This window comes from Klebsiella sp. K-Nf6, from assembly GCF_002806655.1.
Taxonomy (GTDB): Bacteria; Pseudomonadota; Gammaproteobacteria; order Enterobacterales; family Enterobacteriaceae; genus Klebsiella; species Klebsiella variicola.
The window spans coordinates 35,454-58,230 of sequence record NZ_PIBN01000001.1; the positions used below are offsets into that span (position 1 = coordinate 35,454).

Consider the following 22,777-nt stretch of genomic DNA (forward strand, 5'->3'; position numbering starts at 1 on the left):
ATTAGCGGTCTTAATTGCGCCGGATGCACCGACGTCTGCCGGTGGACAGCGCCCTGGTGCGGCTCGTTGCTGTCGTTCCGGTGTTTTAGCGTGACATGAATATGGCACAAAGAAATGGAATGAACATGCAACAAGATCACATTATGAAAATTTAATTTCAAATTGGTGTTGCAGAATGGTAAATGCATGAAGCCAATCACAAAGGATACAGGGCGCATATCCTCATGAAAACCAGGTTAAATTTACATCATGGTAATAATGATGTTGTTTTCAGTGGGTTAATGTAAATCAAAGAATACAACGCAGATCACATTTTTACGCCATAATATCGAAGAATAGAATTTATATTTCATTACTGTGATCAGGGTAAAACGAGGATGGCGGCCTTCTGGCATCGGTCTGGAGGGGAAGAAAGCCCGTGGGGAGGTTATAGGATGAATGTGTGGCCGGCGGGAACGCTGGGTAAAAATGCAGAGAAGGGGGATCCTCTGCATTTTACTCATCACGAAAAAGATCAGTGCAGTGCGGGCCAGTAGCCTTCGTTGGCGACGATCAGTTCATCGAGGATGGCTTTCGCCACCGCGGCGCTGGGCACCGTTTTCGACAGCGTGATGGCCTGCCACAGTTTCTGGTAACTACCCTCAACCCAGGCGTCAACCACCAGTTTTTCGACCGCCACCTGCTGCTCCATCAACCCTTTCTGGAACGACGGGATTTTCCCCATCGCCAGCGGCTCCGGGCCATTGACGCCCACCAGGCAGGGGACTTCCACCATCGCCGTCTCATCAAAGTTGGCGATCGCCCCGTTGTTTTCCACGATCAACAGCATCCGCTCCTGGGTGTTAAAGGCGATGGCGCAGGCGAGGTCGACGATAAAGGTGGCATGGGCCCCGGCATGAAAATGCGCGCCTTCCGCCGTGCCCCGACGGGTAATCTCCCGGGCCATATCGAAGACCTCTTTTTCACGTCCGGCCATCACCTCGTTCGCCCGCGTAAAGTCTGGATCGGCGTGCGCCACCTCATAGTCAGGATAGAGGTAGTATTTCAGATAGGTGTTAGGCAGCGTCGACGGATCGAGGGCAAACACATCCTTCACCTTTTTAAAGGTTTCGATCCAGCTTGGCGCTTTATGCTGAAAATCTTCTTTTGGGCTACTGTACCCCTGGTCCGCCACGTGACGCTTCAGCGCCGGCATCAGATCGTTACCGGCTTTATCGGTGATGCGGGTCCACCAGCCGAAATGGTTCAGGCCATAGTAGCGGACGTTCAGCGCCTTGCGCGACGGCAGGCCGAGGATGTCGGCAAACAGCCCCTCGATAGCCACCGGCATATCGCAGATGTTGATGATGCGTGCGTCGGGTCGCAGGCGACGGGTGGCTTCCGCCACAATGGCCGCCGGATTGGAATAGTTGAGCATCCAGGCGTTCGGAGCGTATTGCTGCATATAATCGACCAGCTCCAGCACCCCGGCAATGGAGCGCATGCCGTAGGCAATCCCACCCGGACCACAGGTTTCCTGGCCCGGCACGCCATATTTTAACGGGATCTTTTCGTCTTTTTCCCGCATCTCATACAAGCCGACGCGAATATGCGCCATCACAAAATCGACGTCAGTGAAGGCCGCCTGCGGATCGGTGGTATAGCTGAACGTCACCTGCGGGAAACGTTCTGCCACCAGAATGGCGCAGGCGTCGCCGATCGTTTTCTGACGCTGGTGATGGTTGTCGTACAGACGGATCTCCCGCAAGGGAAAGCGCGACATATTTTCCAGCAACATCATTACAATCCCTGGGGTATAAGTACTGCCGCCGCCGGCAATCGTGACCACAAAATTATCTTTCATTTACCACCTCGTTATTCAGTAACACCCAGATTGGCGTTGACCGCCGTTCGAATTTTGTTAACCCCCAGGCCATAGATCACCTGGACATGGTTGCCTTTGATCAGCACGCTGCTCCCGCCGCTCTCTTTCAACAGCGACGGCTGGATGAGGGCGGGGTCGCGCACATCGACCCGCAGACGGGTAAAACAGTTTTCCACTACGCAGACATTCTCTTTTCCGCCCAGTCCCGCAATCACCAGCGTACCTTTATCGGCACTCTCGCTTGCCTGGCCCGTCTGCTCGGAAGTCTCCGCATCGGCAGCCGATTCACGGCCCGGGGTGAGCATCCGCAGACGGGTAATACAGAAGGTGCCGACCAGGTACATGGTGGCGGTTTCCAGCAGGCCGAGGGCGACAAACACCGGCCAGCGTGTGGCACTGGCGCCGGCAGGGAGGTTATAGACGACGAAATCGATAAGACCGTTGGTGGCGCAGACCCGCACGTGAAGCAGCCAGGCCAGCATCTGGAAAAAACCGTCCAGCAGGGAGTAGATAAGCCACAGCAGCGGGGCGGTGAAGATAAAGAGGAACTCAAAAGGTTCGGTGATCCCCACCAGAACGGAGGTCACAATTAAGGGGATCAGCGTGACTTTAAGCCGCTGCTTATTCTCCGGTTTCGCCGTACGGTAGAAGGCGAGCGCCATGCCGGCGGTGCCGAAGATCTTCACCATGCCATAGGTGAGAAAACGGGCGGAATCACTCAGCGCCCCGATGGGATGACGGGTGATTTCGGCAAGGAAAATAGGCTTGGCGCCAATAACCGTTTGACCATCAATCAGCAGCTGTCCGCCGATGGAAGTAAAGACAAACGGCGACCAGATAAGATGATGCAGCCCGGTCGGGATCAGGAACCGGTTGAGAAAACCGTACAGGAAGACCCCGATGGCGCCAAAGGATTTCATAAAGCCGGTCAGCGCCGAAATGCCCAGCTCAACCACCGGCCAGAGATAGACGGTGGCGATAGCAAACAGGCCAACCAGCGGTAGCATCACGATCAGCACCAGCTTACTGTTGCCGTAGATCGACAGCGCGCCGCGAAACTCAATGCCGACCACGCGGTTGTGGACAAAGGCGACGGCGCAGCCAAGGATAATCCCAAGGAACACGCCCATATCAATGACCTGAAAGCCAAAGATAAAGGTTTGTCCACTGCCGTACAGTTGCGCGTTGGTGGCCCCGGCCGCCAGGCGATGGGTCAGGGTCAGCCAGCTATTGTTCGCCGCCAGATACACCAGCCAGGTCATCGCCGCCACGAAGGCCGCTTCGGCTTTGCGGGTTTTCGCCAGGCCGCTGGCCAGCCCAAGGCAGAACAGAAACCCGAGATGGTTCATCAGCGCCCAGAGCATGCTGGAGACGAATTTCCCCAACAGGTAGAGCGCGCTGCTTTCATCCACCCACAGCCGATTGGTGGTCATGCTGAACAGGGCGATCAACAGGCCGATAGCCGGCAGATATAGCACCGGCCCGATCATTGCCCTGGAAAAGTCCTGAAGCTTTTTCACGCCAATCATGGTTGTCCTCTCGTCTTCGCAGACCTGATGAATAGGCTTATCAGACTAGGAGCAGACCACCGGGATCCCGAGCAGGAAAAGGGCCATCTGTGATGAAAGTCATATATATTGTTGTCGGACAGATATATAAATATGGCGAGATTTATAGATGAGTTAGTGTTGAAATTTTCGCTGCAATGTAAAAATAATCTTTTATTTACATTAAGTTATTCTCTTATCTGTTTGACGAGCGCCACCTTAGCGAGACATCTAAAAGTGATTTATAAAAAGATTGCCACTGAACTGAAGGCCCGCATCAACAGCGACGACTATGCCGTGGGCGATATGCTGCCCAGCGAAAAAGCGCTCGCTGCGGAGCTGCAGGTCTCGGTGATGACGCTGCGCAAAGCGCTGGCGCTACTGGAGGAAGAAAAGCTGATCGCGCGGCGGCACGGCAGCGGAACCTGCATTGTGCGTAAAAGTAACTATCACGGCGGAGAACTGGAGGGCTTTAACTACCAGATGCAGGTGGTAGGCGTCACCAACTACCGTAACAAAGTCATTGAATTCACGCTGCTTGATGCCCCACCGGCCATCGCTCAGCAGTTAAAGATCCAGCCGGGGGAAAAAGTTTACTACGTCAGACGGCTGCGGCTGATTGATGAGGTCCCGATCCTCGTGGAAAACAGCTATATTCCATTCGCCGCCTTTCCCTGGCTCAGCGTGGGTAACCTCGAGCAGTCTAAATTCAACTATTTCAAAAAAGAGTGTCATATCACCATCATCGAGAGCCACCGCAGCTATACGCCGGTGCTGGCGACCCGCGAGCAGGCCGAGCTGCTTCAGGTAGCGCCAAACAGCCTCCTGCTGCGGGTGCAGTCTGTCAGCTATGCGCAAAACCGGGCGATCGTCGATTTATCAGAGATCTACCAGAACACCAGTAAGTACAACGTGAAGCACATTACCCGCCGCTAGCGGATTCAGATCAGCCATCCCCGGGCGATCAGCTCCATTCCCAGCGCCAGCAGGAACAGCAGAAAACCCTGACGAAAGCGTCGCGGGCTGAGACGCGAGCGGATCCACTGTCCCAGCCACATGCCGAGTAGCGCGGGCAACAACGCCAGCCCCGACAGCTGCAGCGAATCAGCATGCCAGCCATCGTGCAGGGAGAGGCCGGCCGCCATCGCCAGGGTGGAGAGGGTGAACGACAACCCCAGGGCCTGCACCAGCTCGTCTCGACGAAAGCCCAGCATCTGCAGCCAGGGAACGGCCGGAATAACAAATACCCCGGTCGCCCCGGTGATAACGCCGGTCAGCCCGCCCATGAGCGGCGACAGCCACTTCTCCACGCGGGCGGAAACCTGCAACGCCGGGCCACAGAGCGCATACCCGGCATAGGCTATCAATACGGTGCCAAGCGCCAGCGCTGAGCACCGAGGATTGAGGCTGATCAGCAGTGACGACCCCGCCAGCGTTCCCATAATAATCCCGGTCATCATAAGCCAAAGGCGGCGTACAATCTGCGCCAGCGCGGGGCCTGCCAGCAACTGCCAGAGATTGGTGAGCAGCGAGGGAAGCACCAGCAGCGCCGCTGCGGCCTGCGGCGGCATCAGCAGACCAAGCAGGCCCATCGCCACGGTGGGTAATCCCATGCCGGTCACCCCTTTGACCAGTCCGGCGGCGATAAAGATCAGCAGTAAATAAAAGATGTGAAGATCGAACATCATGGCTCACTTTTCAGGGTAGAAAGGGACATTGAAACCACTGGTCGCTGAAGCCACAATGCGGTATGTTGCCCTAAGACTACGGGAAAACCGAAGGGTGGGGAGGGTGTGATGCGGATGGATCTGGCCGATCTGCGACTGTTTATCGCCATCGTGGATACCGGCAGTATTACCGGTGGGGCTGCTATGGCCCATCTTGCTCTGGCCTCCGCCAGCGAAAGAGTGCGCAAGCTGGAGGCAGAGGTCGGTGTTCCCCTGTTGCAGCGTCATGCCCGCGGCGTAACGCTGACTGAGGCCGGGGAGGTACTGGCGCGCCATGCTCGCCCGCTTCTTGCGCAGCAGCAGCGTCTGCGCCAGGCGATGAGCGCCTTCGCTCGCGGTCAGCAGGGGACGCTGCGGCTGTTCGCCAACACCTCGGCGATGTCGGCTTTTCTGCCGGGCAAGCTCGCCGCCTGGATGGCAGCGCATCCGGCGGTGCAGATCGACACCGAAGAGCGCACCAGCGCGGATATCGTCAGCAGCATTCTGGCGGGTGTGGCGCAGGCTGGAGTGGTCTCTGATGCCGTCGACCCCGGGCCATTGCATCTGGATCCTGTCGCCGATGATCCCCTGGTGCTGATTGTGCCGCCGGCTCACCCTCTGGCCGGAGCGAATGAAGTGGCGTTTGCGGCGGTCATCAATGAGCCGCTGGTCGCCCTCTACCAGACCAGCGCGCTGCAGCAGCATATTGAACAACATGCCGCCGGGCTCGGCCAGGCGCTAAACGTCCGGGTCCGGATGAGCCATTTTGAAGGGCTTTGCGAGATGGTGGCTCACGGCGCCGGCGGGGCTATCCTGCCCCGCGTCATTGCCGAACGCTACCAGCAGCGCTACCGGTTTGCCGTCATCGCACTGCAGGATCGCTGGGCACAGCGCCGCCTGTGCCTGTGTTATCAGGATGATGCCCGGCTGACGCCAGCGATGCGCCGTTTGCTGGCGTGGCTCCGACAGCCGTGAGAACATGAGTGACAGTGTCACTTTACATGCCTGCTATGGCTACTGACATTCGTGTCAGAGATGCGATAGTAGAGGTCCGCTTTTATTCAGACGCTAATCAGGACAGACAAGATGAGTACATTACCAAAGGTCGCGGTGCTGGGACTCGGCGCCATGGGACATGCTTTTGCCAGCAATCTGCTGAAGAAAGGCTTTACCGTCGCTGGCTGGAACCGCTCGCCAGCACGCGGCGAAGATTTACAGGCGCAGGGATTATCCCTGCATACCACGCCGCAGCAGGCGGTCGCCGATGCCGAGGTGATCATCAGTATGCTCGCCGATGGGCAGGCCACCCTTGAGGTACTGGCGAAAATAGCGCCTGCCTGTCAGCCGCAGGCGATCTATTGCCAGATGGGCACCATCGGCCTGCCGGAGACGCAGGAGGCTATCGCCTTGCTGCGGGCGCTTCAGCCGGCGATGACCTTCGTCGATGCCCCGGTTTCAGGGACCAAAGCCCCGGCGGAGAAGGCGCAGATCCTGGTGCTCGCCAGCGGAGATCGTGAAAAGTGTGCTGCTGCCGAACAGGTGTTTGCGGCTATCTCCCGCGGGACGCAGTGGTTTGGCGAGGCGGGCAACAGCCAGAAAATGAAGCTGGTCCTCAATGCCTGGCTGATTTCGATGATGCAGGGCATCGCGGAAAGCGCCCAGCTGGCGAAGACGCTGGGCTTTACCCCCGACCAGCTCTGGAGCGCTCTGGAAGGCGGCCCGCTGGCCGCACCGTATGTCAAAGTGAAACTGGATGCCATCGCCAGCGAGCAATTCGCGCCGCAGATGCAACTGGCGCATGCGCTGAAAGATGCCCGGCTGGCGCTATCCCTGGCCGAGCCGCACACCATGCCGGGGCTGGATAACATTGCCGAACTGTGGCAGCAGGCGGCGGACGCGGGATATGCCGGACAGGATTTGTCAGCGGTGTATCAGTGGCTGTCGACGTCGTCAAAAGCGTAGTTTTTACGCACTCGTGTTGGCAAAAAAGTGGCCATTACGGCCACTTATCCTGAGGTGCTACTTCCCGGAGACATCCGTGCGAGTGTCGATCCCTTCGTCAATTCGTTTAATCATATAGGGAAAGAACGGATTGGAAGACTGACGCATCAGCGAGTCCAGACCCACAACCAGCACCGAACGCTCGCCGCGAGCTGCAAACGTGCCGAGGCTGATCCCATATTGATTCAGCGGATGGGGATAGCGCCCGTACAGCGAATCGCTTAACGGGAAGGGGAGCGCGACATGAGAAAGGGAGTATACGTCCGGCAAATAGCGCATTCCCTGCAGTTTTTCCACTGCGGTGTCTGTTTTCCCGGCAGGTGTTGTGCGGATTTCCATATCGGTACTGGCTGAATTCGCGTTAGTGATGATCGTGGTCTGATAAGCGCGGGGCGGCGCGGGCAGCAACCGTGCCAGCGCGGTGTAAGACGTCCGGCGTAATAATGAATTAAACCTGACGGCATGATTCAAATCGAAGAGGACAATTTCACTGCCATTTTCCGGCAAACGGTTATACAGCGCCGTCACGATCGCCCGCGTACTGACCGTTGAATCCACAACGGACTGAAAGGTCAATACCGGCGGTAAGCTGTTAAGCCTGTGATTTCTCGAGTCAGTCACTATCTGCTTTTGCAGCGCTTTGGTCAGCAGGAAGGACTGCCGGGCGGCGTTCGTCGGGAAGGAGTTATATTTGAACGGATTAAACTCGGGCATGATGTTTAACCATGCGGCTTTCGAGAAGGCGGGAAGAAACGCGGGCCAGCCTGCGAGGCCGGAAAAACGCGCGAAGCTGGTAATACCGATCATCGGAGAAATCAGGATCACCCGCTGGGGTTTTGCCAGTTCGGCATTATCCAGCGCGTCCAGCGAATATTTCATTGCCAGCGCGCCGCCGTTGGAAAATCCGACGATATGCAGGGGCGCATCATTACCCGTCAGTCGTTTCGCTTCTCTCACCGCAAGGCGCGTGGCGGCAAGCCAGTCCTGCCAGTCCACATCGGTCAGCCCGGCGGGAACCGTCCCATGGCCTGGTAATCTGATACCGATGGCGACATAACCCTGTTGCCGGTAATTTTCAGCGATATGCCGCAGGCTGTAGGGCGTATCTGTCAGACCATGCAGCAACACCACGGCGCCTTTCGGTTTGCCATCCGGCATCATGATATATGACCGATTCCAGTTGGTTGGAAACGAGTCCGGATAGATGGGGCTGTGACGATAGTAACGGTTCAGTTCGGTTTGCTGCTCAGCGTCCAGCTTATCGGTAACCTGGCGTTTTACCTCACTGAAGAGCGCATTCTCTTTTTTGATGTAATCGTTCCAGTCAGCATTGTCGATTTCATCCGCGTCCATCTCATGCGGAACCCAGGTATGCCAGAGCTGCAGCTCGGGTCCGCGCTGAATGTCATAAAGGCGTAGTCCCAGAGCGCCAACGATCAACAGCAGCAGGGATAACCCGATACGTTTTAACCACGTTACCCATTTCAACGCGTTGCTTCCTTTCTTAATGACATGTTTTCTGAGTATAAATAAACATGGTCAGGGAGATTTACTTTTTTACGCAGGACGGGGCGTGAAGCGCGCTGAGCGGTTCTATGGCATTGGGTTTAGCGATGCAAGACCAGTGGACGGATCCATCAATGGCCAAGCGCTTACTGGCTGACGGTTTCAGCGGGACACCGTCGAACATTCGCCATTTATATCATCTCTTAATAAACAAAAATTCCAGCGCCGTCCGTCACTGCGCAACTCGGTGATGCTGAGCGGGTGGACGTCGATACGTGCAAATGAGTGAAGTGGGGCGCCGAGAACGTTGAGGAGCATGGCACGGATAGTGGAGGCCGACGCAATTACACCGTGTCGGCCTGGAATATCGACGTGTTTTGCCAGCCAACGGCCACAGCGCGCCAGCAACTGAGCACGTGACTCTCCGCCCGGCGGCGGATCGCCCTCCAGCCAGGCCAGGAAAGCGTCGGCGTCTTGCGTCATCACCTCACGTACTGGCCGACCGGCCCAGATGCCGTAGTCGGGCTCCGCCAGCTCCATCACCGGGGTACCCTGTAAAGAGAGCGCTGCGGCAGTTTGTCGGGCGGCGGTCTCCGGGGAGATCCAGACGCGGTGACAACGGGCGACACGGCGTTGTAACTGACGCGCCCGCTGCCATTCCCGCGCCTCCAGAGGGTCATCACAGGGGAAATGTGAACCTCTGGACGCAGCCGTTTCTCCCTGACAAATCAACGTTAGCGACGCTCTCATGATGTGTTAACCGCGACGGAAGGCTGGGCGCTGCACACCTGTCGCCGGCGTGCGTTCGGCTAAGGCACCGAACGCCACACCGATGACGCCCCAGAGCACCAGGTGCGTGCCGAAGGAGCTGATACGGAAACGCCATAGCAGGTCCGCCGGGAAGTGTTCGGGCACTTCGTTCACTGTCGGCATCAGGGCACAAACCACGAGCATCAGCGCCACCGCGAACAGCGTTGCCCACATCATCGCATTCCCTCTGCCGAGGCGCGGTATTAGCTGATGTGATAACCACGCGGCCGCGATGACGATGCCGATGGAAAGCAACATCATGACGAAGTACAGTTCGGTACGATAGCCGATGGTCTCCGGGTTACCGACCGCGGGCGGATTGGGTGGGTATTTCAGACCAGGCATCAGGCTCATCACCAGAAAGCCGACCAGCGCCAGACCTAACGCTAACAGACGCGGGTTCGATGGTCCGAAGCGCTGATAGCTAAAGGCCCAACTCAGCGCCAGACCGCCGCCCAGCGCTGCGCCGAACAGCACCATGCCGGCCATTAGCCCAATCCCGGACTGGGTTTGACGGCTAAACACCTCTTCTTCACCGCCGTCAGCCGACGCGCTGTGTTGGTGTGAATGCGCGGCCAGACTTTCTTCAATCCCGATAGCGCGATCGACCTGCGGCTCGCCGAAATGGTGTGCAAAGGCAAATGCCACCAGTCCAGCCAGAATGCCTGCTATCATCCCCTTGAATAATAGTTTTCCAATCATGTCCGCCTCCTCAGTGGCAGGGAAAACCCAGCAGATGGCGTGCGTCGTGGAAGAATTCATGCACCTGGGTGCCGGAAAACATCGACGTCGCACCTTGTTCCGCACCGACGAAATAGATCGCTAACAGCGCCAGCAGGGTGGTAAACAGTGCCCAGGGCAACAGCGCCGCGACCGGTATCGGAGTGGCCGGGGTGTTGGCGGTAAGGGTGATATCGCTCATGATGTGACTCCGTTGTTAATTTGGCTGATGGAAGATTGTGCCGGGCTCACCGTGACCGGAACGCCGAGTGGAAGCGAGTGGTGGTGATGCGCTGGCGGACAGCTGGCATTGGCCAGGACGATCGGCTGACCATGCGGCGTGTTGATATACGCCAGCCGCCATTCCTGAGTCCGTCGGGCAATGTCATCCGGCGCGGTCAGGTGGAGGGTGGTGATCATGTTCTCCATTGCTGTCGCCCACTGGCGATAGTAGGCATCGTTCACGCTTTCGCCGGGTTGCGCCGGAGCCGCCTTGATCGCTTCGCTGAATGTCCGTACCCATTCTGCCCACGGGAACAGCCCCGCCCGGTGCAGATGGACGATCAGCGAGAATGCTTTCGCCTGCCAGGGCTTATCAAAAACCGGCCCCTCCTCGTCGCGGGGTAACCCGACGGCGGCGTAATCATGCTGTGTCGCAGTGCTCATGCTTCCTCCAGATAGTCGTCCCACAGATCGATGTACACTTTGTCCGGGCGCGGCGTGCCCCACAGTTCCAGTGCGGTGAAGCTGACGCTGTAGACGTGCTGAGGATGTTCGCCCAGACCGTGCGCCGCAGTGTCCGGCGTGATGAACACGCCGTGATCGGTCTCAATACGGCCGATTTTCCCGCGCACGTAACGCGGCAGGCGGGTGTGGGTGGTTGGGTTGAAGTTTTTTGCCCGAACCCGGTCTCCGGCCTTAAAGCGGGGAGCAACATCGTGACTGACGCGCGCGGAGGCACCGGTACTGACAACCATCGCGACGATGTCCTGCGTCAGCACCGGCGTGCCTGGCGCGCAGGGGGCAGGGGTCGAGCCACCCCAGAGTTCTTCGGCGGTGATCACGCCTTTTTCCAGCAGCAGCGTTTCAAATGCGTGCAACCAGTGCTCGTAGTAGCTCGCCTCCAGGTAGTGGGCTGGATCCATGCGTTCAATGGCGTGGCGGAATTCATCCACATTGAAATGTCCGCCGACGAACAGCGAGGCGAACAGCGGAAATACCCGGCGCTCCCATTCATGGTGGAAATACGGCTCATTTTCCTCGTTGAGGATCGGGCCGAGGCCGTGCATACCGCCCAGATCATGTATCCCGTTCATGGTTTTCTCCTCTTATTATGGCGCGGCGACCAGGCCGGTGCCGATCATGGAATCGCGGGTGACCAGTTCGATCAGCTGCGCTTCGCTCCAGCCGTCGGTACCCGCCGGACGTTCTGGCAGGACCAGATAGCGCAGTTCCGCGCTGCTGTCCCAGACGCGCACCTCTTTACTTTCTGGAATGTTTACCCCGAATTCGGCCAGAACGCCGCGCGGGTCGATAACGATACGCGAGCGATAGGGGGCCGATTTGTACCACACCGGTGGCAGACCCAGCACCGGCCAGGGGTAGCAGGAACATAATGTACAGACGGTCACGTTGTGCACGTCCGGCGTGTTCTCCACTACCTGCATGTCTTCACCCTGCACGCCGGAGAAACCCAGCTCGGCGATGGCGGCTGTGGCGTCCTCCAGCAGCCGACGTTTATACTCCGGATCACTCCACGCTTTAGCGACCACCTGCGCGCCGTTACGGGGGCCGACCTTGTGCTCATAAGTGTCAATCAGTTCATCCAGTGCCGCCGGGTCAATCAGTCCTTTCTCCTGTAGCAGGGATTCCAGCGCCCGGACGCGTAGCTCGATGTCCGCCGGTGGTTCAGTATGGTCGTGGTCGTGTTGATGGCTCATTTTATGGTTCCCGATGGTTAAGGGTTAAAACATCCGCCAGTCGCCGGAAGCTTCAAATGCGGCGGCGGCCTGATAAAGGGTGCTTTCGGCGAAGTGGCGTCCTACCAACATCATTCCTACCGGTAAGCCGTCGACCAGCCCACAAGGGAGAGTCATTGCCGGATGGCCGGTAATATCCTGCGGCGCGGTATTGCCGATCATTTCAAATGCGCGGGAGATGTATTCGGTAATGGAGCAGTCAGGTTCCGGCAATGGCTGAGCGACAAGCGGTACAGTGGGCATCACCAGCAGGTCGAAGTCCGCCAGCGCCCGGTCATAGCCCGCACGCGCGCGACGCGCGATATTCTGCGCCTTGGCATAGTAGCGGCCATGGTAGCGTTCCAGCCCGTACTGGCCGACGAACATGCATATCTTCAGCGATGGGGAAAGCGCATCGGCGTCGTCACGCCACTGGGCGTGCTTGTCCAGCAGCGCCACGTCATATTGTCCTTTCCAGTTAAAGCCCATGCCGTTGCCATGCATCATCTGCGCGGTCAGCCCCTCGCAGCCGATAGGGGACCAGAGCGCACCCGCCAGGCTATGCTCCGGTACCGAAATCTCGCCGACCGTCGCGCCTAATTCCTGCAGACGGGCGACGGCAGCGCGAACTTTCTCCGCGACTCGCGCATCCAGGTTCGGCAACTGAAAACCTTCGGCCATAATGCCGATCTTTAAGCCACGGACTCCCTTACCGAGCGCCTCGGTATAGGCTTCCACTTTGGGAGCATACTGACGTGGGTCCAATCCGTCCGCGCCGGCAATGACCTCAAGGACTAAGGCATTGTCTTTTACGCTGCGGGTCATCGGCCCGGTATGGTCGAAAGTGGCTTCGATCGGCATGATGCCGGTATAAGGCACCAGACCGTGGGTCGGTTTCAGGCCATAGAGGCCACACCATGCGGCGGGAATACGCGCCGAGCCCCCTTGATCGCCGCCCATGGCCAAATCGACTTCCCCGGAAGCGACCAAAGCGGCGCTGCCAGAAGATGAGCCACCGGCCGAGTAGCCGCGGCGCAACGGGTTATGCACGGGCGCCGGATCGGAGGTATGGCTGCCTCCCGACAAGCAGAAGTGCTCGCAGGTCGCCTTGCCGAGAATAGTCGCGCCAGCATCCAGCAGTCGGGTGGCAACGGTGGCGTCGTAGAGGGGGACGAAGCCTTCCAGCGTCGAGGCGCCGTTCATCATCGGTACGCCAGCCAGCGCGATGTTATCCTTGAGCACCACGGTGCGGCCGGCCAGTTTACCTGTTGCTGCACCTGTTACCTCGGTCTTGTAATACCAGGCGTTAAGCGGGTTTTCGTCGCCTTCAGGACGATAGCCGGCGGCGCGTGGGTAGTGCACCGCGGGGATCTCATCGGGCAGGGCGTCGATGAGATCATAGGCGTCGAAATTGGCCTGCATCAGCGCCAGATATTCTTCGGCTTGCGCAGGCGTCAATCGTATGTTTAGCCGACTGGCGAGCGCTTGCAGTTGTTCAATGGTAGGACGTTCAATAGCCATGGAGTTCCCTTTGTATGGTGTTTGCCAATGCAACCTGCCTTCAACATAAGCCCGAAATGTCATCACTACATGGTTGTGCAGGTCAGTCATTTGGCTGAGACGGACACCCGCCTGTTGCGCGGATGTCCGTCCTCGGTTAAGACGGTTTATCTGTTTTCGGCCAGTGAATGCCGACGCTTTTCATCCCTTTGGTGACGTCCATGTCAGGGTGCGCGAGTACCACATCCCGGTATGATGGGCTGCCGATGACGGCGGGTTTGAACTGGGTCAGGAATGCGGTGACCTCTTCACGGATATCCTGCGGAACGTTGAAGTTCTCGTAGCATTCATCAATAGCCTCGAATACGGCTTTCCAGTGCACTTCGGTCAGCCCCATTCCGCGGTGCGCGGTCACCATATCTCGTCCCCGGTAGACCGTGTTGCCGCCCCAGTGCTTGCACAGAAAATCGACAAAGTTGATATGCTCTTTCTGGAACGACGATTCGGATACGTGCGCCCAGATATGGCCGAGATCGGGATGCTTCATACAGGTCTTCAACACTTCCCCTGCGAAAGCGTAAACGGCGTCATAACCGCCGAGACGTTCATAGAGTGTGGGTTTTTGCTGCTGATCGGTCATGATGGATTTCTCCGTTGCGGGTGAGTAGTGAGTCTGGGGATGTCTCTGTGCCGATTCGCATCAGAACAGTTTCATCACGCGCAGGGTGGTATGCAGATCTTCCTTAAAACCGCCATCGACGTTGAGGTCGCGCTGGAGCAGACCCTGTACCTGCACCGTGGGGGTGACGAATTTCGATAATTCCAGCCGTACCTGATCGACGCGCGTCGCCTGTCCGTTCTCGATACCGTCAAGCTGCTGTTTGCCGCCCCAGTATTGGGAATAACCGGCGGCCAGGGTCCAGCTCTTATCGGCGGGCGGCGCCCAGGTCACCCAGCCCTGAAACTGATAGGTGTTGTCCTGCTTGAGTCGACCGGTGCCGATGCCCGAGGCGTCGTCGTTGACGCCATACCACATCACGTCCGTGGACAGTTGGGTGGCGAAACCGTTACCCAGCTGCTGCACGCCGCCGAGCTGAAGGTCGAACTTCCAGCGATTTTCGCCGACGTTAAGCGTGCGTCCGGCGTCGTAGGAGCCCGCGGGGAGGTACAGGTAAGGCACAATGGCGAAGGTTGTGCTGGGGTTGTTGACCAGCCAGACCGGCGCGGCAAGGATGGGATCGCCCAGGCCGCTGGCTGAATCAAGTCGAACGCCGTTTAGTGAGCCATTGTAGAGGCGTCCGTATGGCAGCAGCACTTGCGGCGCAACCGTAAAGCCACCGACGTCCATGTAATGAACGTAACGAAAGATGCTGACGAAGGAGTCGAGCCCGGTTTCTTGCTTAAGTTCGCCGCCCCCGGTCGGGGTGAAGCTATCTCTCGTCGCGTAGGTGAAATATCCCAGAATGGCATCGGTGCCGGCGGGGGCTGGAATGAGGTCCTGCGAATTGAGATCGACCGCGTGGGCCGGGCCGGTTGCCAGCCACAGTGTGCAGGCGGCCAGGCTGATGCGAAACGTAGCGTTACTGAAAGTCATGACGTTCCCCCTCTTGTCTGATGTCGTGTTATGTCCGGAGCACGGTGTGGCCGGAAGACCTTACGCTTACTGATACTAGGGAGAAATTTGCGGCGTACTTGCTTCAGCAGGACAGTCGTTTGGCTGGAAGGGACATTCGGTTGCGGGCCTGCCCCTCGTCGTGTGATGGTCCGCCATAGTGCAGACGCCGCACGTTTAGGGTGCGGTTCCACGTTTTGTCGTCCCGCTATTCGACGCCCTATATGCCAGCAGAAAAGGGGGGCGCGGATTTTCAGTGATATTTCCCGGTAACTTAGCGCCGATCGGCGTAACAGAAAGAGGGTGTATTAGCTCGTTGGCATGATAGTTGCTGTCTGCGGAAACGTTTCTGTCGTTTTGGCGGAATACCCGGCGCGAGGTGAATGATAATGAATAGCATGCAGTCTGCGGGCAGTCTCCACTATTCAACCGTTGGCGTTAGCGAGTCGCGCCGCTTCGAGTACTGGAACGACGTAGTGTTACGTCACTGTATTCCAGCAGCCAGCGCCCCTCTGGCTGGGGTCGACTTTGATGCACGGCTGACGGTACGTGGAGTGGGTCTGGTGGATATGTGTTCACTGTCCGCGCCGCTACACAGCTGGGATCGCACGGCCCGTTATTTGCGCCAGGGCCCCGACGACGATCTGTGGTTGGGGTATATGCAGGATGGATACGGTCAGCTTGAACAGGGGGGACGCAAGGCGACGCTGGCAGCGGACAGTCTGGTGCTCTACGATGCCGCCCAGACATTCCGCTTCAGTCTTGGCGGGCGCGATAATCATCTGGTGCGGATCCCCCGCCATTTGCTGAGCTGTCATTTACCTGGGGTCGAACACCTCACCGCGATGGTGCTCGACGACCGCCGCCCGGGCGTGATCCCATTGCGCGAAATGCTGCGTCAGGCGGCAGCGATGCCCGCCTGTCTGGACACAGCGGATATCTCCGGCCGCTTCTCCCAGACGTTGCTGGATCTGCTGGTGCTGAGCCTGGAGTTACAGGACCTGAACAACGTTGGTGTTGAGCGCGATCTGTATTCCCGGATGATGAACTACATCCGGCGGCAACTTGTCGATCCCGATTTGAACATCGAAAGCCTGGCACGGGCGCACCACGTTTCCGTTCGTACCGTCACGCGTGCTTTCGCCCGCCATAAAAAAACGCCGATGGCAGTGATTTGGCAGGAGAGGCTGCAGGCTAGCCGAGAGGCTATCGAACGTGGACGAGTCAGTAGCGTGTCCCAGGCGGCGCTGGATTTCGGCTTCTCCGATTTCTCTCATTTCAGCCATGCCTTCCGCAAAGCCTTCGGCATTTCTCCTCGCTCTCTGCTGCCGAAGAAGCAGTGAACTCGCCTGAGGACGTCATTCTCAGGTGTAACAACAGGCTAAACGATGCCGGTAAAACGGTCAGTGTAACCAGCGTGGCAACCAGTAGTCCCCCGATAATCGCATAGGCCATCGGTCCCCAGAATACCTGATGAGAGATGGGGATCATTCCCAGAATGGCGGCACAGGCCGTCAGGCAGATGGGGCGCGCACGATGCTCTGCTGCCGCAATAATGGCGGCATCGCTAGCCATTCCCTGAGCAAGATTGCTGTCAACCTCGCTAATCAGTATGACGGCGTTACGAATGATCATGCCAGCGAGCGCAATCACGCCAAGCAGAGCGACAAATCCCATTGGCGTTCCGCCAGGTAACATAGCCAGCACGATACCCGGTAAACCAAACGGGGCCATCAGTATAGCCAACGCCATACGGGAATAGTTGCGCAACTGGAGCATCAACAGCAAGAGCATGATGACCAGTGTCACCGGCAGAACCGCATAGACCGAACTATTACCTTTTTCAGATTCAGCAACCGCGCCCCCTTCTTCAATGCTGTAGCCTTCAGGCAGTTCCGCGCGCAACCTGTCTACCGCTGGTCGCAACGCTGCGGATACTGCTTCGGCGCGAAGTCCCGGGGCGAGGTCAGTTTGCACGGTGATGAAAGGCAAACGCTGTCGACGCCAGATAACCGGATCATCCACGCCCCAGACTGGCGTGGCAAAGGCGCTGAGGGGAATTTGTTTCCCGTCATTCCCCTGAACAGTCAGCGAAGAGAAGGTGGCGAGGTTAAGACGCTCATTGTCCCTGGCCCGGAGCACCACATCGACAAGACGGTCATTATCGCGAACCGACGTGACTATACTGCCGGACCAGACGGTATTGAGCATCCGGGCCAGACTTTCTGACGACACGCCCGCAGCCCGGGCTGCGGTCTGATTGACCTTGAGGGTAATGACTCTCTCCGGTTCGCCTGCCGTCTGATTAACCTCGCGGGAGGAGGGAGACCGGCCAATGACATCGCTCAGGCGGTTCGCGATCGACCTGACCTTCAGATAATCTGGCCCACTCACCCGGTATTTGACTGGCCAGCCGACGGGGGGCCCAAGTTCCAGGGGCGATACGCGCGTGATGATGTCGCTAAAGCGCGTAGCCAGTATCCTGTTTAACTGTCGATGAAGACGATCCCGCGCTTTAAGATCTTTAGCTACCACCACCATCTGGGCGATATTTTCATTTGCCAGAAGCACATCCATAGGCAGGTAAAAACGGATCGCTCCCGACCCAACGTATGTCGAAAAGCGATCAACGTTGCGGTTGCCTGCCAGGGCCTTCTCCAGCTTTTCAGCCGTATTTTGCGTTTCCGACTGCGAGGCATTTGCCGGTAGCGTCAGGCTTACCAGCAATTCTGGCCTGTCGGAGGCGGGGAAAAACTCCCCCTGCATAAAGGTTGTTCCGTAAACGGACAGACCAAGCGCAATGAGAGCAATACACACGGTGGCGAAGCGGTGACGCAACGCCTTGCGCAATAGCCACTGGTATCCGCGGGCCATCCGTCCAGGACCTTTCGCCTTCTGTCTGATGTTGTCAGATAACAGCCACGTCCCGGTTAATGGTGAAAACAGGATCGCGACAACCCATGAGCACAGCAGGGCGATGAGCACTACGGCAAACAGGGAAAAGCAATATTCACCGGCGCTGGACGCAGCAAATCCCACGGGAATAAACCCGGCAATCATCACAAGGGTGCCCGTCAGCATCGGAAATGCGGTCGTTTTAAAAGCCCGGGTCGCCGCCTGCCGGCGGGAATCCCCGGCTTCCAGACCAGAGACCATGGTTTCCACAGTGATCATGGCGTCATCGACCAGCAGGCCCAGCGCGATAATCAATGCGCCGAGAGAAATACGCTGCAGACCTATTCCTGCCAGCATCATTCCCGTAAAGGTCATGGCCAGCACCAGTGGGATGGCCGCAGCCACTACCAGTCCGGCTCGTAAACCCAGCGAGACAAACGAAACGGCCAGGACGATCGCCACGGCTTCGATAAGCACCCGGATAAACCCGCTTACGGCGTCGCTGACCACCGCTGATTGATCGGCAACCTTGACCATCTCAATACCGTGCGGCAGCGTGACGCTGATGGCATGCATTTTTGCATTCAGCGCGGCGCCGAAACGCAGCATATTACCGGTCGGCGCCATCGAAATAGCCAGCCCGATGGCGGGTTTGCCGTTGACCCGGTAAACCGGCTGGGGAGGCTCGGCGTTTTCCCGACTAACGGTGGCAATATCCGTCAGAGGAAGGTAACGATCGTTAATATGCAACGTGACGGCACGTAAGCTCGCTTCAGAAGTCAGTTCCCCGCTGACCTTTATCGCCATATTTTCCTGTCCGGTGCGGATCATACCTGCCGGGACAACCGCATTTTGTGCCCTGAGGGCATCCGCTACCTGCTGGATGTTCAACCCCATACCTGCCAGACGCGCTGGAGAAAAAGAGAGAACTATCTGTTCCTGCTGCTCACCCAGCAGGCTGGTTTTTCCGATATCCGGTAACGACATGAGCTCCCGGCGGATTGTATCAACACGGTCCCGTACCTCCCGCAGGGTATAGCCCTCAGGTATAAAGCCATAAATCGTACCGAACGTATCATCAAATTCGTCGTCGACGGCGGGGGCCTGAACGCCTTCTGGCAAAGAGGGGGCAATATCCTGCATTTTCTTACGTACCTGATACCAGATATCCGGCACCTTTTGCGGCGGGGTATCGTCACGGAGATTGACATGAATAACGGAGCTCCCGGCACGGGTTTCACTTTCGAGATAATCAAGCCAGGGGGTTTCCTGCAGCTTTTTTTCCAGCGTATCGGTCAGCAGTCGGGTGGTATCCGTTACGGATGCCCCGGGCCATTGCGCAGAAACAACGGCCGTTTTAATCGTAAACGCCGGATCTTCGTTACGTGACAGGTTCTCATAACAGAACGCGCCCATAGCAATGATCAGCAGCATGAAGAAACTGACCATCTGCTGATGATTTAGCGCCCAGGAGGACAGGTTAAATTTCTCATTCAATACGGGTTTCATGATTCGCACTCCCCGGCAATCACCGGCTCGCCGGAGCGTAATTTACTCACGCCGGCGGTAATCACCCGGTCGCCTGGTTCAAGGCCGCCGGAGATAATGACCGAGGTGGCGGTATAGTATGCTGGCACCACCACGCGAAGCTGCGCCTGCGATTGTGGGTTAATCACATAAACCGCCGGTTTGTCGTCGACGCGGCTCAGCGCTGAAGCGGGAAGGGCGTATCCATGCGGACCCGTTGCGGGTAACGTGACGGTGACGCTGGCGCCCAGCGCCATTGCCAGCGGTGGGTTTTGCAGGGTAGCCCTGACGCGCCATGTGCGGGTCTGAGGATCGGCCTGCGGGCTAATATCTCTTACCGCGGCGGACGCTTGCACCGACGGGTCGCTGAGGAGGGAAACTCGCAAGCCAGCCTGTTCCTGTGGCGGGATCGCCTCGGGTTTAGCGATATCAAACACCACATCGCGGGCTTCACCGGTCGCCAGCGTCAACACCGACTGACCACCATTGACCACCTGACCCGCAGAGGCGCTTACTTCGGTGATCACGCCGCTTCGCGGCGCAATCAGACGCGTCCAGCCAAGGCTTTCCCGGGCATTACGCAACGCGGACTCGCTGTTTTTTAAACGCGCGCGGGCGACAAGCCAGTCTGCGCGGGCGGTATCGAGCTGTGTGCGGGCAATCGCGCCTGTTGGCATGAGCTTTTGCATTCGGTTGACGTTAAGTGCAGCAACCTGAGCAGAGGCTTTGGCTCCTTCATAATCAGCCTGTGCGCCATCGAGCTGATTCTGACTGGTTGTATTTTCAAGCGTGGCCAGCAGTTGCCCTGCATTGACCCGATCGCCAATATCGACGCTACGCGTCACTATCCGGCCGCCGGTACGAAAGCTCAGAATCGTTTCATCGTGCGCATGGATCTCTCCGGTTCTTTCCAGCGCGGGAAGGGTTTGCGCTGAGCCAACAACAACGTAGCGCACCGTTCGCACAGGATCAGTCTTATTACCCTGGTTGTCCCCGCATCCGGGCAGCAGAAAAATCACTACCGAAAGAATGGTCAGGGGAAGAAAGTGCAGCCAGGAAAGGGTGCGCGCCACGTCGTACAAATGGTGCAGACTGTGGCGGAGGGAGAGTAAAAATTCATCTGACATAACGCCGCTCCATAAAGGTGATGGCGTTATTAAATGCGCGCTTAGTCGAGAAAGATTCGACGTTTCGTCAAGGTATTATCAAGAGCGGCTATTTTCCATCTCAGACGACGTCCAGGGTAACAAAAGGCTGACTGCGAGTCCGCCGGTTTCAGGTAACGACGCGCTGATACTGCCGCCATGGGCCTGACAAATCGCGCGAGCAATCGACAAACCGAGACCGCTGCCGCCGGAGTGGCGGGCACGCGACTGCTCCTCCCGGCTAAAACGGTTGAACATTTCCGGTAGGAACTGGGAGGATACCCCCGGGCCGTCATCGCGAAATTCGAGGCAATATTTCCCGCTGGCGTAGTGCAGCGTGACATCAAGATGACCGCCATGACGCCCGTAACGGAGGGCATTTTCCATAAGGATGGTGAAAACCTGGCCCATACGGAACGTATCGCCTTTGAAGGGACACGCCTGAGAATGATGAAGCCTGATTGTAAAACGATGTGCATCAGCCTGGGGCATGATCCATGTCGCCCGTTCCTTAAGCAGCTCATCCAGACGAAAGGGTTCGTTTTCCAGCACCAAATTCCCGGCATCAGACAGCGAGAGCAGATGAAGTTCATCGGTCAGGCGATTCAGGTGCTGAAGCTGTTTCATTACCATGGCCAGTTGTTCCGGGCTGGCATCAAACACACCATCCAGCATGCCCTGCAAACGTCCGATAGCGGCAGTCAGGGGGGAGCGAAGTTCATGCGCCATGGCCACATGAGAGGTACGTAACTCTTTTTCATAGCGGGCCAGTTTCCCCGTCATGGCATTAAAGTCACTGGCAAAGCTGACCATTTCAGCCGGCGCATTCCTGATGAGCTCAGCCTGGCGGCCAAATTGCCCTTCGGCGACGTCCTTTGCCGCATCACGCAGTCGGCTGAACTGCAGCGCCAGTGGCCTGGCATATCGCAATCCCATCACCACAATAAAAGGGATCATGACCAGGACCAGTAACGCCACGGTGACCCAGTCCGCCGAGGCGATGGATGGGGTTGAATAACTCAACCCCCACCAGGTATCGACGATTTGATGGAAGCGCGCCGGGTTCGCCTGCGGGTTCTGGCTGAGCGCAAGAAACTCTTGTCGGACCGATGCCGGCATTCTGCCTATGTTCCAGTAATTCTGCACCGCATAACGTAGCCACATACAGGTCGCAATGACAATTACGCTTCCGATGGCCAGCGCTAATATACGTGCGCAAATCCAGCGCCACAGGGAGGAGTAGCGGGTTTTTGTCATGGTTGTCTGAACCTGTAGCCTACGCCGCGAACGTTAACCAGCACGCCGGAAATACCCGCCGCCTCGAGTTTTTTACGCAGGTTATAAACATGGGTATCCACCACGCGCTCCAGGGCTTCACTTTCCGGCAAACAGTGCTCCAGTAAATGCTGGCGGGAAAAAGGACGTGAAGGAGAGCGCATAAGCGTGGTCAGTAGTGAAAATTCGGTTGGGGTCAGATCCAACGTCCGCGGTGTGGTGTTCCCGTCGATAATGCTCGCCACGATGGCCGTAACATCCACTTCAAGCGATTGCCAGCGAAGGATCTCTTCCTTTGTTTCTGTTTTATTGCTGCGGCGCAGTACCGCCTGCACCCGAGCCACAACTTCTCCCGGATGGTAAGGCTTAACAACATAATCATCAGCGCCATAGCGCAAGGCGCCAATACGATCGGGTGTATCTCCCATGGCGGTGACCATGATCACCGGAACATCATTTTTACGGCGCAGGCCAGCCAGGACTTCGGTGCCGTTAAGCCCTGGAAGCATCACATCCAGCAGGATCAGATCGGGTTTCCACCGGTGCGCCATATCCAGCCCGGAAAGACCATCTCCGGTAATGGCGACATCGTAATTTTCACGGCGTAAGTAGGCTTCGAGCACGCCAGCCGCATCGGCGTCATCTTCAATAATCAGCACTCTTCTGGACAACATCCATTCACCTTGACCGTTTCTTAACACTATCCCGACG

21 protein-coding genes are annotated in these 22,777 nt (G+C 57.6%); 4 read left to right on the forward strand and 17 right to left on the reverse strand.

Features of this window, described 5'->3' with window-relative positions:
- Positions 1-514: 514 nt before the first annotated feature.
- Both CWM61_RS00205 and CWM61_RS00210 read right to left on the reverse strand, forming a co-directional pair.
- Positions 515-1,843, reverse strand: a complete 1,329-nt coding sequence (locus tag CWM61_RS00205) for a 6-phospho-alpha-glucosidase (RefSeq protein ID WP_100630404.1) — start codon at positions 1,841-1,843, stop codon at positions 515-517.
- A gap of 11 nt (positions 1,844-1,854) precedes the next feature.
- Positions 1,855-3,393 carry a PTS transporter subunit EIIC gene (locus tag CWM61_RS00210; protein ID WP_100630406.1) on the reverse strand — a complete coding sequence of 513 codons (1,539 nt, stop codon included), beginning with the start codon at positions 3,391-3,393 and terminating at the stop codon, positions 1,855-1,857.
- A 255-nt stretch (positions 3,394-3,648) separates the two neighbouring features.
- Between CWM61_RS00210 and CWM61_RS00215 the strand changes: the two genes are divergently transcribed.
- Positions 3,649-4,347 carry a GntR family transcriptional regulator gene (locus tag CWM61_RS00215; protein WP_100630408.1) on the forward strand — a complete coding sequence of 233 codons (699 nt, stop codon included), beginning with the start codon at positions 3,649-3,651 and terminating at the stop codon, positions 4,345-4,347.
- A gap of 5 nt (positions 4,348-4,352) precedes the next feature.
- Here CWM61_RS00215 and CWM61_RS00220 read toward each other — a convergent pair whose 3' ends face one another.
- A complete protein-coding gene (locus CWM61_RS00220) occupies positions 4,353-5,096 on the reverse strand; it encodes a sulfite exporter TauE/SafE family protein (RefSeq protein WP_100630738.1) in 744 nt (247 codons plus the stop codon).
- Positions 5,097-5,207: 111 nt separating this feature from the next.
- Here CWM61_RS00220 and CWM61_RS00225 point away from each other — a divergent pair, with 111 nt between their 5' ends.
- Both CWM61_RS00225 and CWM61_RS00230 read left to right on the forward strand, forming a co-directional pair.
- Positions 5,208-6,092 carry a LysR family transcriptional regulator gene (locus CWM61_RS00225; RefSeq protein WP_100630410.1) on the forward strand — a complete coding sequence of 295 codons (885 nt, stop codon included), beginning with the start codon at positions 5,208-5,210 and terminating at the stop codon, positions 6,090-6,092.
- A gap of 111 nt (positions 6,093-6,203) precedes the next feature.
- Complete coding sequence (locus CWM61_RS00230) at positions 6,204-7,079, forward strand: NAD(P)-dependent oxidoreductase (RefSeq protein WP_074385865.1); 876 nt, start codon at positions 6,204-6,206, stop codon at positions 7,077-7,079.
- A 57-nt stretch (positions 7,080-7,136) separates the two neighbouring features.
- Here the strand turns inward: CWM61_RS00230 and CWM61_RS00235 are convergent, their stop codons facing one another.
- From CWM61_RS00235 to CWM61_RS00280, 10 genes are all read right to left on the reverse strand, one after another.
- Positions 7,137-8,606, reverse strand: coding sequence for an alpha/beta hydrolase (locus CWM61_RS00235; RefSeq protein WP_100630412.1), 1,470 nt, complete (start codon positions 8,604-8,606; stop codon positions 7,137-7,139).
- 180 nt (positions 8,607-8,786) lie between these two features.
- A complete protein-coding gene (locus tag CWM61_RS00240) occupies positions 8,787-9,374 on the reverse strand; it encodes a histidine phosphatase family protein (protein WP_100630414.1) in 588 nt (195 codons plus the stop codon).
- 6 nt (positions 9,375-9,380) lie between these two features.
- Positions 9,381-10,136: a CbtA family protein gene (locus tag CWM61_RS00245; RefSeq protein WP_063266847.1), complete on the reverse strand. Its 756-nt coding sequence runs from the start codon at positions 10,134-10,136 to the stop codon at positions 9,381-9,383.
- A 10-nt stretch (positions 10,137-10,146) separates the two neighbouring features.
- Positions 10,147-10,356, reverse strand: coding sequence for a CbtB domain-containing protein (locus CWM61_RS00250; protein ID WP_100630416.1), 210 nt, complete (start codon positions 10,354-10,356; stop codon positions 10,147-10,149).
- Positions 10,353-10,820: a nitrile hydratase accessory protein gene (locus CWM61_RS00255; protein WP_100630418.1), complete on the reverse strand. Its 468-nt coding sequence runs from the start codon at positions 10,818-10,820 to the stop codon at positions 10,353-10,355. Before CWM61_RS00255 ends, CWM61_RS00250 begins: the two co-directional genes overlap by 4 nt.
- Entirely contained in the window at positions 10,817-11,470 is a 654-nt protein-coding gene (gene nthB / locus CWM61_RS00260) for a nitrile hydratase subunit beta (protein ID WP_100630420.1), read from the reverse strand. The genes CWM61_RS00255 and nthB overlap by 4 nt, the downstream gene beginning before the upstream one ends.
- A 15-nt stretch (positions 11,471-11,485) precedes the next feature.
- Positions 11,486-12,094, reverse strand: coding sequence for a nitrile hydratase subunit alpha (gene nthA, locus CWM61_RS00265; protein WP_061154603.1), 609 nt, complete (start codon positions 12,092-12,094; stop codon positions 11,486-11,488).
- A 24-nt stretch (positions 12,095-12,118) separates the two neighbouring features.
- Positions 12,119-13,633 (reverse strand): amidase, encoded by a 1,515-nt coding sequence (locus tag CWM61_RS00270; protein ID WP_049139565.1) that lies wholly within the window; start codon positions 13,631-13,633, stop codon positions 12,119-12,121.
- A 136-nt stretch (positions 13,634-13,769) separates the two neighbouring features.
- Complete coding sequence (locus tag CWM61_RS00275) at positions 13,770-14,252, reverse strand: group I truncated hemoglobin (protein ID WP_100630422.1); 483 nt, start codon at positions 14,250-14,252, stop codon at positions 13,770-13,772.
- A gap of 60 nt (positions 14,253-14,312) precedes the next feature.
- A complete protein-coding gene (locus tag CWM61_RS00280; RefSeq protein WP_074385859.1) occupies positions 14,313-15,206 on the reverse strand; it encodes a transporter in 894 nt (297 codons plus the stop codon).
- Positions 15,207-15,613: 407 nt separating this feature from the next.
- On the opposite strand from CWM61_RS00280, the gene CWM61_RS00285 reads away from it, so the two are divergent.
- Positions 15,614-16,567 carry an AraC family transcriptional regulator gene (locus CWM61_RS00285; protein ID WP_074385858.1) on the forward strand — a complete coding sequence of 318 codons (954 nt, stop codon included), beginning with the start codon at positions 15,614-15,616 and terminating at the stop codon, positions 16,565-16,567.
- Here CWM61_RS00285 and CWM61_RS00290 read toward each other — a convergent pair.
- From CWM61_RS00290 to CWM61_RS00305, 4 genes are all read right to left on the reverse strand, one after another.
- A complete protein-coding gene (locus CWM61_RS00290; protein WP_100630424.1) occupies positions 16,503-19,628 on the reverse strand; it encodes an efflux RND transporter permease subunit in 3,126 nt (1,041 codons plus the stop codon). The genes CWM61_RS00285 and CWM61_RS00290 overlap by 65 nt on opposite strands.
- The gene (locus CWM61_RS00295; protein WP_074385856.1) at positions 19,625-20,773 is read right to left on the reverse strand and encodes an efflux RND transporter periplasmic adaptor subunit; all 1,149 of its coding nucleotides are present in this window, start codon (positions 20,771-20,773) and stop codon (positions 19,625-19,627) included. The genes CWM61_RS00290 and CWM61_RS00295 overlap by 4 nt, the downstream gene beginning before the upstream one ends.
- 78 nt (positions 20,774-20,851) lie before the next feature.
- Entirely contained in the window at positions 20,852-22,048 is a 1,197-nt protein-coding gene (locus CWM61_RS00300) for a sensor histidine kinase (protein WP_074385855.1), read from the reverse strand.
- Positions 22,045-22,740: a response regulator gene (locus CWM61_RS00305; protein WP_100630426.1), complete on the reverse strand. Its 696-nt coding sequence runs from the start codon at positions 22,738-22,740 to the stop codon at positions 22,045-22,047. Before CWM61_RS00305 ends, CWM61_RS00300 begins: the two co-directional genes overlap by 4 nt.
- Between the last annotated feature and the right edge of the window lie 37 nt (positions 22,741-22,777).

What these genes read in the sequence shown, in the direction of transcription:
- CWM61_RS00220 (WP_100630738.1), bottom strand. Translation starts at nt 5,096, where the DNA reads ATGTTCGATCTTCACATCTTTTATTTACTGCTGATCTTTATCGCCGCC.
- CWM61_RS00225 (WP_100630410.1), top strand. Translation starts at nt 5,208, where the DNA reads ATGCGGATGGATCTGGCCGATCTGCGACTGTTTATCGCCATCGTGGAT.
- CWM61_RS00300 (WP_074385855.1), bottom strand. Translation starts at nt 22,048, where the DNA reads ATGACAAAAACCCGCTACTCCTCCCTGTGGCGCTGGATTTGCGCACGT.
- CWM61_RS00275 (WP_100630422.1), bottom strand. Translation starts at nt 14,252, where the DNA reads ATGACCGATCAGCAGCAAAAACCCACACTCTATGAACGTCTCGGCGGT.
- CWM61_RS00255 (WP_100630418.1), bottom strand. Translation starts at nt 10,820, where the DNA reads ATGAGCACTGCGACACAGCATGATTACGCCGCCGTCGGGTTACCCCGC.
- nthB (WP_100630420.1), bottom strand. Translation starts at nt 11,470, where the DNA reads ATGAACGGGATACATGATCTGGGCGGTATGCACGGCCTCGGCCCGATC.
- CWM61_RS00285 (WP_074385858.1), top strand. Translation starts at nt 15,614, where the DNA reads ATGAATAGCATGCAGTCTGCGGGCAGTCTCCACTATTCAACCGTTGGC.
- CWM61_RS00250 (WP_100630416.1), bottom strand. Translation starts at nt 10,356, where the DNA reads ATGAGCGATATCACCCTTACCGCCAACACCCCGGCCACTCCGATACCG.
- CWM61_RS00305 (WP_100630426.1), bottom strand. Translation starts at nt 22,740, where the DNA reads ATGTTGTCCAGAAGAGTGCTGATTATTGAAGATGACGCCGATGCGGCT.
- CWM61_RS00280 (WP_074385859.1), bottom strand. Translation starts at nt 15,206, where the DNA reads ATGACTTTCAGTAACGCTACGTTTCGCATCAGCCTGGCCGCCTGCACA.
- CWM61_RS00290 (WP_100630424.1), bottom strand. Translation starts at nt 19,628, where the DNA reads ATGAAACCCGTATTGAATGAGAAATTTAACCTGTCCTCCTGGGCGCTA.
- CWM61_RS00295 (WP_074385856.1), bottom strand. Translation starts at nt 20,773, where the DNA reads ATGTCAGATGAATTTTTACTCTCCCTCCGCCACAGTCTGCACCATTTG.
- CWM61_RS00230 (WP_074385865.1), top strand. Translation starts at nt 6,204, where the DNA reads ATGAGTACATTACCAAAGGTCGCGGTGCTGGGACTCGGCGCCATGGGA.
- nthA (WP_061154603.1), bottom strand. Translation starts at nt 12,094, where the DNA reads ATGAGCCATCAACACGACCACGACCATACTGAACCACCGGCGGACATC.
- CWM61_RS00240 (WP_100630414.1), bottom strand. Translation starts at nt 9,374, where the DNA reads ATGAGAGCGTCGCTAACGTTGATTTGTCAGGGAGAAACGGCTGCGTCC.
- CWM61_RS00205 (WP_100630404.1), bottom strand. Translation starts at nt 1,843, where the DNA reads ATGAAAGATAATTTTGTGGTCACGATTGCCGGCGGCGGCAGTACTTAT.
- CWM61_RS00245 (WP_063266847.1), bottom strand. Translation starts at nt 10,136, where the DNA reads ATGATTGGAAAACTATTATTCAAGGGGATGATAGCAGGCATTCTGGCT.
- CWM61_RS00270 (WP_049139565.1), bottom strand. Translation starts at nt 13,633, where the DNA reads ATGGCTATTGAACGTCCTACCATTGAACAACTGCAAGCGCTCGCCAGT.
- CWM61_RS00210 (WP_100630406.1), bottom strand. Translation starts at nt 3,393, where the DNA reads ATGATTGGCGTGAAAAAGCTTCAGGACTTTTCCAGGGCAATGATCGGG.